The organism is Pseudoalteromonas sp. J2K-J599 (assembly GCF_059295115.2).
In genome coordinates this window covers 1,452,169-1,470,567 of the sequence record NZ_CM200271.1, presented here as the reverse complement: position 1 = coordinate 1,470,567, position 18,399 = coordinate 1,452,169, and the positions used below count along the sequence as shown (strand labels likewise).

General features: G+C 40.6%; 10 protein-coding genes. 1 reads left to right on the top strand and 9 read right to left on the bottom strand.

What is annotated here, in order from left to right; translation table 11 throughout:
- Window positions 1-258 precede the first annotated feature (258 nt).
- The 7 genes from recD to AC5NT5_RS06665 form a co-directional block, all read right to left on the bottom strand.
- Window positions 259-2,307 (bottom strand): exodeoxyribonuclease V subunit alpha, encoded by a 2,049-nt coding sequence (recD, locus tag AC5NT5_RS06695; RefSeq protein ID WP_494513212.1) that lies wholly within the window; start codon window positions 2,305-2,307, stop codon window positions 259-261.
- The gene (recB, locus tag AC5NT5_RS06690) at window positions 2,304-5,882 is read right to left on the bottom strand and encodes an exodeoxyribonuclease V subunit beta (protein WP_494513213.1); all 3,579 of its coding nucleotides are present in this window, start codon (window positions 5,880-5,882) and stop codon (window positions 2,304-2,306) included. Before recB ends, recD begins: the two co-directional genes overlap by 4 nt.
- Window positions 5,869-9,168, bottom strand: coding sequence for an exodeoxyribonuclease V subunit gamma (recC, locus tag AC5NT5_RS06685; protein ID WP_494513214.1), 3,300 nt, complete (start codon window positions 9,166-9,168; stop codon window positions 5,869-5,871). The genes recB and recC overlap by 14 nt, the downstream gene beginning before the upstream one ends.
- A gap of 160 nt (window positions 9,169-9,328) precedes the next feature.
- Entirely contained in the window at window positions 9,329-10,390 is a 1,062-nt protein-coding gene (locus tag AC5NT5_RS06680; RefSeq protein ID WP_494513215.1) for an alkaline phosphatase D family protein, read from the bottom strand.
- Entirely contained in the window at window positions 10,387-11,514 is a 1,128-nt protein-coding gene (locus AC5NT5_RS06675) for an alkaline phosphatase family protein (RefSeq protein ID WP_494513216.1), read from the bottom strand. The genes AC5NT5_RS06680 and AC5NT5_RS06675 overlap by 4 nt, the downstream gene beginning before the upstream one ends.
- Window positions 11,515-11,588: 74 nt before the next feature.
- Window positions 11,589-13,958, bottom strand: coding sequence for a TonB-dependent receptor domain-containing protein (locus tag AC5NT5_RS06670; protein WP_182721295.1), 2,370 nt, complete (start codon window positions 13,956-13,958; stop codon window positions 11,589-11,591).
- Window positions 13,959-14,160: 202 nt separating this feature from the next.
- Window positions 14,161-15,204, bottom strand: coding sequence for an alkene reductase (locus tag AC5NT5_RS06665; RefSeq protein WP_039490119.1), 1,044 nt, complete (start codon window positions 15,202-15,204; stop codon window positions 14,161-14,163).
- 224 nt (window positions 15,205-15,428) lie between these two features.
- On the opposite strand from AC5NT5_RS06665, the gene AC5NT5_RS06660 reads away from it, so the two are divergent.
- The gene (locus tag AC5NT5_RS06660) at window positions 15,429-15,818 is read left to right on the top strand and encodes a DUF2750 domain-containing protein (RefSeq protein WP_024595957.1); all 390 of its coding nucleotides are present in this window, start codon (window positions 15,429-15,431) and stop codon (window positions 15,816-15,818) included.
- Window positions 15,819-15,884: 66 nt separating this feature from the next.
- Here AC5NT5_RS06660 and AC5NT5_RS06655 read toward each other — a convergent pair whose 3' ends face one another.
- Both AC5NT5_RS06655 and AC5NT5_RS06650 read right to left on the bottom strand, forming a co-directional pair.
- Window positions 15,885-16,754, bottom strand: coding sequence for an alpha/beta fold hydrolase (locus tag AC5NT5_RS06655; RefSeq protein ID WP_182694196.1), 870 nt, complete (start codon window positions 16,752-16,754; stop codon window positions 15,885-15,887).
- Between the two features lie 106 nt (window positions 16,755-16,860).
- Window positions 16,861-18,186, bottom strand: coding sequence for an OprD family outer membrane porin (locus AC5NT5_RS06650; protein WP_494513217.1), 1,326 nt, complete (start codon window positions 18,184-18,186; stop codon window positions 16,861-16,863).
- Window positions 18,187-18,399 lie beyond the last annotated feature (213 nt).

Here is an 18,399-nt window from a genome sequence, read left to right as displayed (position 1 = left end):
CGTCCCTAGAAAGAACCCAAAGGGCAGCGTATGTTTGGTATCTATACTACGTTATCGCCTATTTATGGGGAATACCACACTACATAGGCTCTGCCTTGCCTAAAAACCAAACACACTACTGCAAATTCACCCACCAAAGATCAACACGCCCGAATACATTCAATATAAAATTAACTTTAGTATAGAAGACATTTATAATAACGCGATAAATAACAAGCAGTTTGAAGCTAAATTATTAATAAAAAATTCAAATTAAGCTTAAAATTGTAACCTTTCATATAAACCAGATGCTCTTGATACGCTTTTATTCATTGCTAGTTGCAGTACTTTTTTGTCAGCCACCAGCTCAAACTTATTTTTAGCGCGGGTTATTCCCGTATACACTAATTGCCTGTTAATACCCATGCGCGCTTGTTTTAGCGGTGGCAGTACCATAGCGGTGTAACTAAACTCTGAACCTTGTGATTTATGAATAGTCATTACGTATGCTTTATCGTGTGCAGGGAGTCGTGCTGGCGAAAATGCTCGTTGATTACCTTGCTCGTCAATAAATATGGCTTTGAGCTGATTACTTTCATCGGGCATTAAAATACCAATATCGCCGTTAAATAACTTAAGCTGGTAATCGTTTTGGCTCACCATAATGGGCATGCCTGTATAATGATGAGTATTAGGGCTAACTGTTATTAAACCTTGCTGTTGCAATACGCGCTCTATTCGCTGATTTAAGCTATGCACGCCGTAATCGCCCTCTCGTACCGCAGCTAAAAGCTGATAACTAGCAAAAGCAGCATGCACCTGTGCAACATCTGCACCTTGGGCAATTAAATTAAGGTATTTTGCATAATGACTTGCTGCACTTTTAACAAGCTTTTCAATTGGTTTCGCTACAAAGTCGTAATCTAAAATTACATCGTTAAAACGCCCTTCGGTACTTTCTTGCTCAACGTAATTTAAAATACCGGTGTTATTTGTGTTTACCGCAAGTGCGAGTTGACCAATGCCGCTTTGTGCATCAAATCGATAACTGTGCTGTAAAAAGGCAACGCAATCTGCGAGTTTAAATTCACTCACGCTTTGCGCTACGAGCTTAGGCTCATTATTAAAACATAAGCTATTTAGCTCATCACAACGTGCTTGCGAGTAGCGTGGCGTTTGCCCAAGTGTTAAACCTTGGCATAAATCGCTCATTACGCTGCCAGTATCTACCGAGGCCAGCTGGTCTTTGTCACCTAGGAGTATTAATCTCGCATGCGCAGGCAGTGCTTCTATTAATTTAGCCATCAGCGATAAATCGACCATACTGGCTTCGTCAATAATCAGCACATCTAAATGCAGTGGATTGCTTTTGTTATGTCTGAATTTATTCGTAAACGGTTTTACGCCTAATAAGCGATGAATAGTTTGAGCGTTTTGCGGTATCAGCGTTTTTATATCATCAGGAATCGTTGTGAGCTTATTTTTAGCGCCTAAAATAGACTCACTTAAACGTGCAGCGGCTTTACCTGTCGGTGCCACCAGCTTAATGCTAAGCGGCGCGGTTTTATAAAGTGACTGCAAAATAGCCAACAACTTAGTCACTGTGGTAGTTTTACCGGTACCTGGACCACCCGTGATCACGCTAAAGCCTTTGGTGGCAGCAATCGCACACGCCACTTTTTGCCAATCAGTTTCAATTGCAGAATCAGCAGGAAAATAGGTATTTAAAAGTTCTGCCAATATTTCATTATTAATATTGAGCTTTCGCTCGCTCATGCTTAATAGTCTATCTGCGAGTGTTTGCTCATAACCGGCAAGGCGCGCAAAATAAAGTCGCTCTTTAAACAGTTGCAGTGGTTTACTCTCGCCCACGCTTTCATGGTTTTGTAAATAACTGAGCGCTGTATGTACATTAAAGTCATCAGTAAACGGGCTTAGTGTACTGGGTACATTGCCATCTAGTTTATTAAAGTCACTGTTGCGCAAGTTAAAAGGATTGCTCCAGTCAACCTCATTTAAGGTTAGGCAGCTATGCTGGCTTTGCTGCGATAAGCACAGCAATAAAATAATATAAAACAGTTCATTATGAGGTTGCTCAATGTCATTAGCACACAGTAATTCTGCGAGTTTAACATCAACTACACGTAGTCTATTTTGCGCTAATAAATACTCAAGTAACGGGACTTCGATAATCGTATTATTTAACACAATGTCCTCTAATGAGGCATCTTGTGCTACATTTTTTGAAGTAAGAGGCTCTGCTGCATCATTATCAAGTGTCTCGTCTATATCGTCAAACAAGCTAGGTTGCTCATTTAAATCGCTCATAGCATGGCTCCTTGGCTAAATAAGCCATCTAAAATAATCACTTGTTCTTCAGTTAGCTTTTTAAAGTACACACCTTGCCCTGCCGGCATTCCTCGTAAAAATGTGTAATACACGCCGCCTAAATGAGTTTCTATTGAGTAATCAGCTATACGTTGTTTTAATAAACGATGCAGTGCTACGGTGTAAATTAAATACTGTAAATGATACTGATGACTGCTCATCGCTTGCTCAAGCATGTCGCTCTCGTAATCAGCTGGCGTGCTACCTAAATAATTAGACTTATAATCTAAAATATAATATTTGCCTTGGTAGCAAAATATTAAATCGACAAAGCCTTTTAACAAGCCCTTTACGTGCGAAAATTCAAGCTTACTTTGTGTAAAACCAAAATGTTTAACCAGCATTTCGTTTAGCTTTGGTGCACTTAAGCTCTCAAGAGGTAAATTAAATTCCATTTCGACTAGGCAATCTTTGGGTGTAAGCACACCCAATGAAAGAAGGCTTTTTTCTAAAGAACTGTTATCTAGGGGGCACGCAAGAACATCAAGTACCCACTTTTCAGCCACTTCTCGCCATTGATCACCTATGTGGTACTTTTCAAGGCTGCGCTTAACTACTTCAGATAAGTTTTGCTCGGTATTAGTTGGGTGAACTATTGGGCTAGTAAAATCTATTTGTTCAAATATTTCGTGTAAACAGCTACCAGGCTTTGCCCCTTTAGGAAAACTATAAGGTGATGGTAGTTCGTCCTCTTGCACTGCAAACTCGTCTTTTTCGTGATCTTCATCACTTCGCCCTGGGGCTAATTGGTCGCTGTGCTTTTTAAAGCTCAACGCACTAAAGCTGGTTGCTCGCCAGTTACGTTCAATATTTGCTGTTACTTTATTAACACTTAACGTTTGCTGCGCACTTTCACTGTTATTAAAACAAAGTGTTCCCTGCTCTAATAATGTTTGTGAGGTAAATTGCTGATAGCTCATCGCGCTGTTAGCGTCGCAAAACTCACTTAAATGCGTGCGCCATGTTTGGCTACTGGCAAGTTCAAGCCCTGCAAATAAAACATGCCCAAGTGCACTACTTTGCATAGCCAAGCGGCTACTTTGTCCTTGCCCTATGTTATAAACACCAAGCGCACAAAAATGTACGGCGCGAGTAAGTGCTACATAAAGCAGGCGTAAATCTTCAGCTAGGCGTTCTTGTTCTGCTTTTTGAAGGGCATCTTCGTCTTTACTTAAATCGTAAACTAGCTTGCCATTATTATGATAAAGCGCTTCTTTTGTTTCGCGATAGCCACTGGCAAACGGCATAAATACCAAAGGGTATTCAAGCCCTTTTGAGGCATGCATAGTGACAATTTTAACTAAGTTGGCGTCACTTTCTAGGCGTACCTGTACTGTTTCACCGTCTTGTTGGCTTACCTTTTGTGCAAACCATCGCAGTAAACGCAGCGTGCCTTCAAGCTCTATTTGTTTTTGCTGAAGTATTTCGCCCAAGTGCCTAAAGTCCGTCAGCCAACGCTCAACGTTATATCCTAACCCTTGCCATTTAGCGCTAAGTTGGTTATGGCTCATTAAGCGCTCAAGCATTGCCATAGCGCCTTGCTTGTTCCAAATGTGGCTAAGTTGTGCAAAAAAGTTTAAGTAGTCTTGCCATTTATTTTCATCATCGGCGAGTGCATGTATTTGGTTATAACTTAAACAAAATAGTGGACCAGCTAAAACACCGCGCAGCAATGACTCGTCATATTGACCATGCAGCGCCGTTAAAAAGTTAAGTAGGTGATGGCTAAGCTCTTGGCTAAAAACGCTCTCGCGCGATAAATACACGCTGGAAATTTTGGCATCACCTAGCGCTTTTTTCATTAATTGTGCTTCAACACGGTCGCGCACTAATATACAAATATCGGCAGCGCTTACAGGGGTACTGCCAATACACGCATCCCCTTGTTTTGCTTTTTCTAGCAGGGTGACTATTTTATTAGCAAAGTGAGTGGCTAAATGCGCTTGCCCTATACCTTTATTGGTTGGTTTGTTTTTTTCGTCTGCGGCTTCATCCACAAATACATTAAATTCGAATGCGGTCGTGGGTTTGCCATCAATTAAAAAAGAGTCTTCCGCTTTTTTACCTTTAGCAGCTACTGCGTTAAAGGGGATGGCGTCGTTATAAATAAAGCTGTTAGCGTGTTTGCCAAATAAACTATTAACGCTATTGACTATATCGGTGCTTGAGCGAAAGTTAGTCCCCAGCGTAAATTGCTGATCAGTCTGTACAGCTCCTTTTGCGCCAATATAGGTAAAAATATCTGCGCCCCTAAAGCCATAAATAGCTTGTTTAGGGTCGCCTATCATGGCAAGCGTGGTATTTTGTTGCCCATAAATTTTACTAAAAATACCGTACTGAATCGGATCGGTATCTTGGAATTCATCAATCATGGCAACCGGGAACAACTGCGCAATTTTTTGCGCTAGTACGTCGCCTTGCTCGTTATTAAGCGCACTATGTAAATTGGTCAATAAGTCATCTGGGGTGATAACGCTTTGCTCTTGTTTACGCTTAACTATTGCGGCTTTTACCCAGCGTGCTGCATGTTGTACAACCGCTATTTTTAGCCCTTGGTTTATGGTGTTGTTAAGGCCGGCAAGCTCGTCAAACTGACTCAGTAATGGATGCACAAATAATGGCTGATTTTTTTTATAATTGCTCACATCGCTTAAGTTTTCTGTACTCCACACTTCAAACGAATACTTGCTAGTGCCAAATTCAAAAAACAAATCGCCGCCTAAACAAAATGCTTCAAGCGCACCAAGGCTGCCTTTTCGTGCTGGCGTTTTAGACCCGCTTAAACCCGAGCTTTTAATAGCACCGATAAACTCTTGCTCTAACACCGCTTTTTTAAATGCAGGCACACGGGTTATGTACTCGTCACGGGCTTTCCACACATCGTCTAAATTTATTTGTGGCGTAATGTGCGCATTAGCTTTGTTTAAAATACTCGCCACTTGAGCGAATAAAGACTCTGGTGCGGCAAATACATCTAAAATAGCATCGGTGCGTTCTTTATTAAGTGGGTATACAAACGCACGCCAAAAATCTTTAATAGTTTCAAGTAATATGTCGCGCTCATCTAAAATAAATTCGAGATTAAACGCCACACCCGACTCAAACGCATGTTGTTTTAGCATCCGCTGACAAAAGCCATGAATAGTAAAAATAGCGGCTTCGTCCATTGATTTAGCAGCCGCATCGAGTAAATCAAACGCGCGGTGCTTATCATCAATTTTGGCAATTACGCCTTCAATGAGTTCGTCGTTTGGGTCTTGCCCAAGCAATGCGTCGCGCGCAGCAATAATTCGGCTGCGTACGCGGTCTTTAATTTCTTGGGTGGCGGCGTCGGTAAAGGTTACAACCAAAATTTGCTCAACACTGAGCGGCGTACTTAACTCACCTTCTATTTGCATACCTAGTAAGTAACGTAAATACAGCCCCGTAATTGTATAGGTTTTGCCGGTACCCGCACTGGCTTCTATTAAACTTTGACCAATGAGCGGCATAGTAAGAGGATTAAGTGCTTGCATGATCACTCTCCTTTGCGTGTTCAAATAAAGGCGTGAGCAATTTATCACTCCATTTTATAAATTCTTCTTGGCAGTCATTTAGCGATTGCACCGTTAAGCGAATATACGGATTTTCGCCCTCGCCTCGCCCTATGTATTGCGGGCTAAATTTGCTCATTGCTTTTGTTATATCGCCGCCGCTTTTAACGTATTCATAACCACTTACCGGAAAGAACGGCACAGGCTCCGCGCGCAGCGCTTTGTATAACTCAAACCAATCGGCTAATAGTGCATCAGCATCAGCTTTATTAATTGGCGCAAAGGTAATTTGCTTATCAAGCCCAAGTAACAATGTTTCTACTTGTTGATCCATACTTTGCGCTGCGAGGTGATAAATAAAGCCTTTAATTAAATCTTTCGCTTTAATACTCGCACTGCGGTAAAACACTTGTTTTTGCAAATACACATGATTGAGCCAGCCCTCTATTTTGGTGCCTTCAATGGTAAGCAAAACTTCTATCGGCTCACTTTTTCCGCCTTTAATGTGCTCTTTAACTTGCCCTGCAAGCGCATCAACTCGGTGCTCCATACTCTCAAATATGAGGCTGCCTACATTGGCTTGAGGTAACTCACCCCGCTGCAGTATTTGCTCGGTACTCAGTGGTTGCTCGTTTATATTGGCTTTAAGTATTTCATCAAGGTAAAAATAACGGCGCAGCGCATCTAGGCTAAAGGGTTCTTCGTCTTTTGCTACTTCATTAAATTGTGGCAGGCGTAAGCCCAATGTTTGTTGATAAAAGCTCTCTTGCGCGCTGCACACACTTCTAATAAACACATCGAGATCTAGCTGATCTGGCACAGTCACATCAAGCGCAATAACTGGCTCTGGTTTAATTGACTCACTTGGCAGCCAAATTGGATTGTAACTGTGGTTGCTCAGCACAGTATTTGCTTGCTCATCGGCTAAATAGTAATGGCTATTAAAGGGCTGTAAATGCTGCTGGTTAATTAGACATGCGGGCAGCGTTTTTTCACTCTTTTCGCTTAATACAAAACTACGCCCAATATATTCTAACAGCTCGCTTACAAGCGTTGATGGCATGCGCGGTTGGTTATCAAAACACGAGCGACCAATGTAACTCATGTATAAGTTGTCGCGGGCACTCAGTAGTGCTTCTAAAAATAAGTAGCGGTCATCTAATTTACGTGATCGGTCACCTTTTTGCTTTTTAGAATAAGGCACCAAGTCAAAACCAATGGGTTGTACGTTACGCGGGTAGTCGGCATCGTTTAAGCCCAGCATGCATACCACTTTAAATGGTACGGCGCGCATGGGCATAAGCGTACAAAAGTTTACTTGCCCAACCAAAAACCGCTGCCCTACGCCTTTTTCTTGAATGCCTTGTTTAACTAAGTAACTAACAATACGCTGCGAAACCGCTTTACTGTAATCGCCGTTGTCGTGGTGTTTTTGTAACTCTTCGAGCACGTTTTGAAGTACTAATAAATCCCAGCTGTCGTCGCTTTCACTTTCGTATATAGCGTTTAATAGCTCGCTTAAAATATGCGCTTTATTAGTGAGCGTGTCATCAGGCGTTAGCTGCTCTTTAAAGCTTTGCAGTACATCAATAAAGTGCACGAGCTTGTTGAGTGTATCAAGCGCCATGCCTTCTACTTCATCAGCGCTGTAAATACCGTTAAACGGGCATTGTTCGTCGCGCACGGCTATACCAAGCAGTAAACGGTTGAGCCCATGTTGCCAGGTATTTAAATCGATAGCGGGTAAATCAAAGCTGCTTTTATGCGCTGCGTTTATACCCCATTTTACCCCTACACGTTCAAGCCAATATTGAATTTGCTCGTATTCGTGCGCTTCAAGCCCAAACTTTTCGGCTATTTGCGTTACTTGTAATAAATCGAGAATATCCGACACACCAAAGCGCGAAAACGGTAAGTTAGCTAAACTCGCAAATGAGCTAAGCACGGGCTTTTCTTGCTCTATGGCTAAATCGGCTAATGCGTACGGAATAAAACGGCTGCCTTGTGCCCCGCCAAATACAGCTTCAATATAAGGGCTGTAAGTGCCTACATCGGGCATCATGACAATTATGTCTTTGGGAGTAAGCGTTGGGTTTTGATTAAATAAGTTAAGTAAGTAGTCGTGCAAGCGCTCAACTTCTCTGAGCGGTGTATGGCAATCGCTGAGCGTAATACTGGTGTCGGTTGCGCTGATTGGTAACTTACCTTCGTCGTTTATAAACCACTCTTTGTTATCGGTCAGCGATTCGCCTTTAAACGCAAGCTGATAAATCTCGCTTTGTACTTGCCCTAGTAAGGTGTCGTCAAACACATCAATAAAACCATCAATCCAACGGGCATCTAACTGTACAAGTTGTTCAAAATAGTCGCGGCCTAATTTACCCCACGACGATAACAACGGATTACCAATAAAGTAGTATTCTTCATCTGGATTGGTTTGTTTTTTTTGTTGCGCTTCCACCAGCGGCATTTTGGCGTATTTAGCGCTTATTTTAGCTGCTGTTTTTTCATCTATGATATCGCCCCAGTAGTGCTCACTTGGGTTAAAAAAGAATAATATAACCTCTGTTTTTTTACTCAGTGCTTCAAACACCTCAAGCTGGGAGCTGGCAATCGCCGATATACCAAATAAACTAATGCGTTGTGGCAGTATGCTATTATCCATAGTCTCAAGTGCTGCAAGTAATTGCCATTGCATGTTAGCGCGATGAAATTGGCTTTGCCCAAGTTCTTGGCCTAGCTTTACAATGCGTCGCCATAAATCAGGTTGCCATGGGGCAATGGCTACATCTACGTCATCAAGCTCATCTTTGCCGCTATCCCATGTGGCTATCCAGTGCGGTCGGTACATTAAATATTGGTCGTACACATCGGCTATTTTTTCGCATAGCGCAAAGGTTTTTTGCCCGTCAATATCGCCCTCTAAATAGGTTTTTAGCGGCAAATAAAGCGGTTCATCAATGCAGGTTGGTAAAATTGCAAACAGTTTCCAAGCAAGGTTGGGCTTATTAAATGCCGACTCTTTAGGGACATTTGGCAGTAATTGCTGATACAACTGCCAAATAAAGCTCGACGGCAGCGGAAAATCTACCTGCGCTGCAACCCCTAAGTTTTCGCTCAAACCTATTTTTAACCACTGCGACATACCCGGCGATTGCACTAGCACCACTTCTTTGTCGAACGGGCTTTGCAATGGGTTTATTTTTAACAGCTGGTGGAACTGCGCTTGCAGGGCTTCCATCCGGTTTGATTGAATAATATTTAGCATATAACACTGACCTTGCTTGAGATAAAACCAGTGTAAGATATTTTCAATATTAGGGGTAGCGCAAACAGGTAATTGATATTAATAAATCAGAGAGTTAGCAAGTAATTTAAACGCACAGCATTAATTTTGATCACTGTGCGTTTTTGTTTATAGAGTAATGTTATTTATAAGGGCTAATACTTGATAAACTAAAGTCACTTTGCATTATTACTTGGCCATCAATGCCTTTTAATTTAAGTGAAATAGTGGGATCAGTTTGCTGCCAGTCTATGCTTAAATCACCATAATTTACGCTATGAGTAAAATTCCCTACTCGGTGTTTGTTAGGGCTTACGTCTTTCCATTTTTCAGTTAAGCCAGAGCTGGTCATCTCAATCAATGGGTAATCAAGGTTTTGCTGATACTTTGATATTTCACCCCAGTGAGTATCGCCACTGATGATCACGACCCCATTTACTTTATGCTTTTTAATCAATGCAAATAAACGGTTTCTATCTTCAGGAAAGTTTGCCCATGACTCCCAACCTGTAAAATCGGGTAAAAGCTGTAAGCTTGAGGCAATCAATTTAATTGCAGCAGGCTTTTTAAGCTCTTGTTCAAACCATTGCCACTGGGCTTCACCTAGCATTGATGCGCCCTTCACTTCACTAGGACTATACGGGCCTTGGTTATTTAACTTACGTTTAGTGTAGTATTCAAGCTCACCTACATGGTTTAACGCATCACGGTTCCAACGTAAATCAGGCATTATTACTTGTATGGTTTGCTCATTTTCACCATACATGTACGAGGTATAAATTCCATCAGAGCGAGTGCGACGCGCTGAGTTTGCAGGCTCACCCCAAAAATTAAGCATAATTTGGCGTGATTGCTCTTTATGCGGATACTCTTTACCTGCATCGTTTTGGCCATAATCGTGGTCATCCCACATAGCAATAATAGGCGTTTGCGCTTTTAACGTTTTAAAACCAGGCTTTGCCCCTAAACGTTGGTACTTATCGGCAAGTACATCCATATCGTTGGTATCGCCGTAGATATTGTCACCCAAAAATATAAACAAATCGCCTTTCTCTTTGTTAATTGCATTAAATATGGGTATCTTTTTATCTTGATGCCCACACGAACCAAATAGAATTTTAGATGGCGCGGCAGTAACACCTGTACTAATAACCAAACTCAACACCAAGGCAAATAGGGTTAATGGTTTTAATAGGTTCTTCATTTTAAAATCTCGCTAATAGCAGGCGCCATATTTGAATTTATTTCATTTGGGTTCTGCCCAAGCGCCTTTAAAACGGTCGCCGCTATTTGCGCTTGTTTAAGCTCATTTTTAGTTTTAATTAAGCCACTACCTTTTATTGCGGGGCCAAAGGCCGCAAGCCAAATATGTTCAGAGCCGACAATTCCTTCTGGGTAGGTATTTTCACCTAACTCTAGCTCAGCAAGTGCACGTTTAGAGCTGTGATGTTGCCAATCGTTGGCATTATTGCCACGGCCGTGATCAGTAGTAATAATTAGTGTGGTGTTATTTTTATAACCCGCTGTAGTTTGAATGGTTGCCCATAAGTCTTTTATAAACGCGTCACTTTGCCTTGCCGATTTAAGGTATTGATCGTAATGACCATCATGCGCAAAGTCATCTGTTTCGCCTAAACTTATCACTAACAACTTAGGCTTTTTAGCCAACATATACGCTTTAGCAAAGCGATATGTAAAACTGTCTAGTCGTACGTTATACCAAGGACTGGGGATTTCGTTTTGTAGCGCATTTAACAGTGGCGCATCTGTGAATAAATTCTCTTCAATTGACATAAAACCTGCATTTACATACACGTTACTGCGCTTAGTATTTACAATGTATGGGAATACATCCCAACTACCAAATAAGGCTGTGCTATCTTTAAACTCAGGTAACTTATCTAAACGCTCTAAAATAGTTTTATTTGGGTTGAGCACTTTGTTATTACTATTTATATTTTCGTCAACTTCACCGGTGAGTATTTCGTTATAACCAGGGTATGAAAAATACCACGGGTTACTTACCGACATAGTAGAGCCGTTAGCTCTATCGCCAATTATAATCCCTTTTTTAGCCACTACTTGAGTTAAAAAAGGCATTAGTAATTGCTGGCGCTCATTTGCTGTTTTTGCCCAAAACTGGGTCTTTAATTGCTCTGGCTTTTTAACAAAATCAGTATTATTAATTAAGCTATTATCAGCCCCATAAAATACTTCTTGCCAGCGTACTCCATCAAGCGTTACCAGCACTACATTTTGCGCTGCTGTTGCAAAGTTACTCGCTAATACACTTAAGCTAAATAGTGTTACTTTTATAATTGTTTTCATCGCGTTTTGCGCCCTTTCATATAATAAAGCCCATCAATGATGGGCTTTATTTTAATTCAATTACTAAAACTTAATTAAAAGTCAGCGGTAAATGTAACTGCTGCGGTGCGTGGCGCGCCAATGTAATAAGTAGCGCCGTTACCAGTACCACCTGCTAAGTAGCTTTTGTCAGTAACGTTATAAACAACAAACGATACGTCAATGGCTTTAAACGGACCTGCATCTACGTCAGTTGAATAACCTGCATTAAAATCAAGTACAGTGTAGCCGTCTACTTTATTACGCGTGCGAGTGTCTTCGTCTTGCCATGCACCTAAGCGCTCACCGGTGTATTTAGCCGATAAACCAACACGAAAGCCATCGCTAAAGTAATCGGTAGATACCACAAATAAATCTTCTGATGAATCTATTATGCTGTCGCCTTTTCTAAAGCTCGGTGCTACCTCATTACCACTTTCATCTCTTAATATTACACCCTGTGAATCGTATGCATTTGGATCATCGGATGAATACTCAGAACTGCTATTTGTATACGACGAGTACACGCTCCAGCTTGGTGTTAACATATAGCTTGCTGCAAGCTCGAGCCCATTTGAGTCAATACCCCCTACATTTACGTACGAGCCATTTGTACCAATGGTGTAATCAATGCCGTCTGTGCCACTACCAGGGGCAATAAAGGTAATGCGGTTATCAAACTTAACACTGTAAGCCGTTGCTGTAAGGGTTAATCTGTCGGCTTGGTAACGTACACCAAAGTCTATGTTGTCGGCAGTTTCTGGCTCTATGTTTGTAAGTGTTGAGCTATCTCGCTCAAGCACACCGTCTTTTATTGCTGAAAAATTCTCGCTGTAACTAGCAAATAATTCTGTGCTGTTATTTAGCTGATACAATACACCACCACTAAATAACACGTCTGAGTCGCTATCTACTTTATCTGATCTTTCGTTAGCAAAGTGGTCATACTTTTGTAATTCAACTAAATACTGTTTTGCACCAATATTTAATGTTAAGTCACCAAAATTAATCGAGTCTTGTAAGTACCATTTGAATGTATCGGTATCAAAAGTGTTTTTGTATTGTGTCCAGTAAGGCGTGCTATCAAAGTGATGATAAATACGCGCGTCAATTACTTTGTGCCAATCACGCGACTCGTCACGCTCGCTTTGCTCATACCAAAAGCCCGCTTCGATATCGTGATCACCAAATGTAGCTTGGTAATTTGCCGTTACACCTAAACGATCTTTGTTGTAATGCGTATGGCGGTAAGACATAACCGGCGTTGCTGTTGCATCGTAACACGCAGGATTTAAACCAGGACCCGACTCCCATGGCCAGCTCAAACTTTGCGTACAATCGGCATCTGGTGCAAGCGGGTTGCCTTCACTATCAGCAAAACCATAAGAGCCTGCATTAGTGCCACCCTCGGTTGTTGGGTCACCATTTTCATCAACAGGTGTTGTTAAATAAGGTGGGATCCAATCGCCGCGACCTGAATTTTTATGATAATAAGGGCTAACAGTTAATAATGAAGTTGGTGAAATAGCGTATTCAAATTTTAAATAGCCTAAGGTATTTTCACGAAGCGTTCCCCAACCTTCTGCAAACATTTGGTCAAAATGCGGAACTCCTGTCCAATTCCATGTTAGCTGATCCCAATCGGGTGTTTGTTCAAACTGCTCAAGGCTTACGCTGTTATAGTTTGTCTCGCTTACATCATCGTAAGATAAACGACCAGTGAGTGTTAAATCATCAAAATTAGATACAAACTTAAGCTCTGCGTGTTGGTTGTCTTTGCCCCCATTACTGCCTGAACCAATCCAGCGGCTTGTATCGGTTTGCGAGTAACTTACGTACGCTTGGGTGTTATTAAAAACAGTGCCTGTTTCGTGTTTAATATAATAACGCGTGGCATCGTGACTGCCTGATGTATAAGCAAAGGTAGTGCCTTTTTCAAGGCTTGGGTCTTTACTTACAAAGTTAAATGTCCCGCCTAGTGCTTCAAGTGAAGCCGACTTAATATCAGACGTACCTTGACCTACTTCTACTGTTGCTAAATTTTCGCTCTCCAAGTAACGGTTAGCTTTAGCACCACCGCCGTAATTAGAGCCACCATTGGGAATGCCATCAACGGTCATTCCTAATTGTTGTTGGTTCCCATCAATACTAAAACCACGCATAGTGATTGTAGTAGACCAATCGTCGCCACCAAATGCATCACCTTCGTTTATGCTAATACCTGGTAAGTTATCAATAACCGATAATATGCTCGATACCGAACTTTGCTGCTCAAGCATTGCAGGCTCAATAACATTGTTAGCGTAGCTCGTTGGTTTAGCAACCACGGTTACTTCTTCTATGGTGTTGTCGTTAGCATAAGTAGATGTTGATACAGCCATGGCAATAGCCATGCTCAATAGCGATTTGTTTTTTAAAGCGTACATTGTTGTCCCGTTTAGTTTTAATTATGAAATATGAAAACGCGGACAGTATGAATTTTAAATATGACAACGAGGATGAACTTTATTTACATAAAGGTTAAACAAATATGGAAGATTTATGGCGAGAATATGTACAAAAAAAGACACCCAAAGGTTTAGCTTTGGGTGCCTTAATTATTTTCTAGAACTTATTACAAATAGTAATTTATTTTAATTCAGCTAGCATTTCATCGCTGTAAGGTACTAACTCTTCACCGTTTGCAATTTTGCTAATGTAATCTGGGTTTGCGATAAGTGGGCGACCAATAGCGATTAAATCAAACTTAGCATCGTTAATTGCCTCTTTTGCTGACTCAAAACTATAGCTGCCTACGCCTACTAATGTACCTTTGTAGCCTGCACGTAAAAATTCAGACGTTGTTTTACCTTCAAGCGATTCAAACGTTGTACTGTCGTCAAAAATACCGCCGTGTAAGTATGCTAAATCTCTCTTCTCAAGCTCTGGTAGTAAGTAATCGAATACCGCTTTATCACGGCTATCTTCGCTCATATTAAAATAAGCACCCGGTGTAACACGTAAAGCAGTACGCTCATTACCTACAGCGGCGATAACTGCATCGGTTACTTCTAGTGCAAAACGCGACATATTTTCGGGCGTTTGACCGTATTCGTCGCTGCGTGTATTTGCAGCGTAATGTAAAAACTGGTCAATCAAATACCCGTTAGCACCGTGAATTTCTACCCCGTCAAAACCCGCTTCAATCGCATTTTCTGCCGCCTTTGCGTAATCAGCTACTAGGCCCTTAATGTCATCTATAGTCGCTGCTTTTGGTGTGATGTATGTAAGCTCACGCATACGAGGGACAGAGCCTTCTACGCCAATTGCTGATGGTGCCAGTACATCGCCATCAAAAAAGTGAGGATGTGCAACACGGCCAACATGCCAAAGCTGTGCAAACATTTTGCCGCCATTAGCGTGCACTGCGTCTGTTACTTTTTTCCAACCTTGAATTTGCTCACTGGTAAATAAACCTGGTGTATTTGGGTAACCTTGCGCGTCTGGACGAATAATAGTTGCTTCGCTAATAATTAAACCGGTTTCGGCACGGCGAGCATAATATTCAACCATATCTTGTGTTGGCACTAAGTTATCGTCAGCCATACAACGCGTTAATGGCGCCATAAGTACGCGGTTTTTAAGCTCAATCGTATTATTTAGTTTAAACGGAGCAAGTAAATCAGTAGTCATTTTTCAATCCTTCATTAAGTATATACTTACTACAATGTGGCCTTTTTACAAACATTCAAGCTTATTTTGAATGATCGCTCAAATTAGTTGTGATTTATACTGCTCAATATACAAATTAGATCTGCATTGCTGAAATTAAATAGCAACTTTTCAACACTCTGTCATATAACTCGATATACTTGTGTGCATATAATTGAGATATAGTAATTAAGAGTGAGCTAATTATGACAACGCCAAATTTAAGCGAAGAACAAGCAGTAATTTTAGGGCTTGGGGCAAAAAAACGCCTAGCCTATATGTTCGAAACCGTACAACAATTTAAACAAGTATGGATTTTAAACGACGATGATGGCTGCGTTATGCTTGCCAACGAAGATGACGACTGCGTACCAGTTTGGCCAACTCGCGAATTTGCAGAGGCATGGGCAACTGGCGAATGGGCTGGCTGCAGCGCTAAAGCAATTCCACTTGCTGATTGGTTTAGTCGCTGGACACCAGGCCTTGAAGAGGATGATTTACTTATTGCTGCCTTTCCTACTGAGGAAGACGACGGCACGATATTGTTTTCAGACGAGTTTGAAAAACAATTAAGAGCACCGAAGAAAAAATATTAAGGTTCAAAGCCTAAATACTCAGAGTTATTAATTTATAAACGCGGCACTTAATTTAGTGCCGCGTTTTTATTGGCAATTTCTAAAATCCAAATAAGCCTGCGTAATAGCATCTGGATTTTCTACTTGCGGATAATGCCCAAGCTCTACAAACTCTTGTACGCGCGCATTGGGAATAAGCTTTTTATAATGTTCAATCATGTGCTTACCAGAGATAGGATCTTCTGCGCCTGCTATAAACGTAAGTGGTATATTGCTATTTATGATGGCACCCACCCAGCGTTCTCGGTTTTGCTGCCTCTGCTTTATATAGCTAATGAGTTTAGGCATAACGGCTAAACCATCTTTATAAATTAGCAACTCCCAAAGTGTGTCTACCACTTGTTTTGAGGGCGGTGTACTTTTACTAAAAATAGTCACTAAATTATTGGCAAATTTTTGTTTATTCATTAATTTTGGCACTATCCAACCTAGCTTTGAAAGTAAAAGCTTTTGTATAAATAATGGTTTATGCACCTCAGGAAATAACCCACCATTTAAAAAACACACGCTGTTTATTTTAAAGTCACTTTGGCTAACCACTTGCCTTGCTAATAACTCTTGAGCCACAGTATCGCCATAGTCATGAGCTAAAATATGTACATCATTAATATTTAACGTTTTTAAAAATTGGGTATATAAGTCGGCTTGTTCGGTAATTTTATAAGTAGCGTTTATTGGTTTATCTGACAAACCAAAACCTAGCATATCGAGCGTAATTACAAAATAATGTTCACTAAGCGTTTGCCACATACCTTCCCAATCCCAGCTAGCACTTGGAAAGCCATGTATTAAAAGCAGCGCAGGCTTAGTTATATCACCAGCTATTTTTGTAAATATTTGATGGCCAGAAATATGAGTGAATTGGCCCTGCGATTGCCACTGTTGAAGAGAAAACATATATTAGCTTTATTTTTATTATCTATTTGTTAGTTTTATCATAGTGGTAATTAATAAAGGAAATAAAACCAATGTATAAATTTGCATTGGCTTATTAAACGTTATTTTAAAATTTAATAGTGTAATCTACATAAACTCGGTGGTCGGCTCTGTCGCCTTTTACACCATCAACGCTGCCTGATTTTTCGGTTGTATAATCTACAAATAACCAGCGCAAACTTAAGCCTTTTATTTTCTCAACTTTATAGCGCGTATCTACAGCCCAATATTTTTCATCAGCTGTGCCAGCTAACTTACCCAGCGCAGAGTTTTCCGCATCGCTACCGCTTGTGTAGTAAAACTTTGTTGTTAAACCTGGCGATACTGCTTTTAAATCAATGCCAAAACGTGCCTGCCACGTTGCCTCGTTTTGATTTGTTAAATCGGCACCAATCAATGAGCGAGTTGGAAATGGGTTTGTACCATGATCGCCACTAAAGTTATCTTCAATCCAAGCATCACTTACTTTAGTAAATGCCACACCTGCACTCCAAATATCTTTTTTCCAATCAGCATCTAAGTAATAGGCAAATCCATCGTTTTCACTTTTAGTTAAACCTGTTAATGCGCCAGTTGCATCTTCATCATCTAAATCGCCGCCCTCTGCGCCTGTTACAAATAAATCACCATCATCTTGTGAGGTAAATATGCCAGTTGAAAGGGTTAACTTACTTTGCTCAAGTTTAATGTCGTAACTGATTTTTAATCCCATTTTACTTAGATAATTGTGCGAATTTAAATATTCAGCCTCTAATGTTATGTCGTCTTTTTTATGCGTAGCACCTACGCCCCAAATTACGCTAATGGCGCCAGGTGCCGATTGGTCGGTAGAAAAGTCTTCCCATCTTTCATCATGTCGACGGCTCCATTTGTCGTATACGTAACCATATAATTTAGTGTTGCCGATTTTATAGTCGCCAAAAACACCTCTAAAAGTATTAGGAATAGCACGGCTGCCTGAGCTTTTTAAAAGCATGCTTTTGGTTTTTTGCCCACCTACTTTAACGTGACCGTTTTTGCCCAATTTAAAATCTAAAAAATATTGACCAAATTTAGAAAAGCTATCGTCTACTCCACCACTCTCATTACCTGCTGGTAAAATATTACCTGCGGCTGAACCTGTAGAGTTAATATTCATTACGGTGTAAGTCGATACACCCACATTCAATAAATCATTTATATAACCTGATGTGTAATTGAGCTCTATACCTTGAGCAAAAGTTGAATCGTCACTTGCGTCGTTATCGTAGTCACGGTCGAAATAAATTGATCTAAGTTTTATATTAAATTCATCTTGTTCTGTCAGCCCATTAACAGCAGCATACGAAGGAATAGAAATGCATGTTAATACTGCGCCTGTTGCCGCAAGTAATTTAGATACTCGGTGAGCCATAGTTATCTCCGTTACCTTGTTTTTTAAGTTTTTACTGTGCAGCACATAGGGATGTGTATGCTTTTTGACCTACACGGCAAACATGTCATAAGGTAATTACATTTCAAGTAATTACCTTTCTTTCATGCTAATAAATATAGAACAATATAAATTTATAATGTTTTAATTTTTATATTATAAAATAGTAAGAGTTTGTTTTATTACGGATGAATT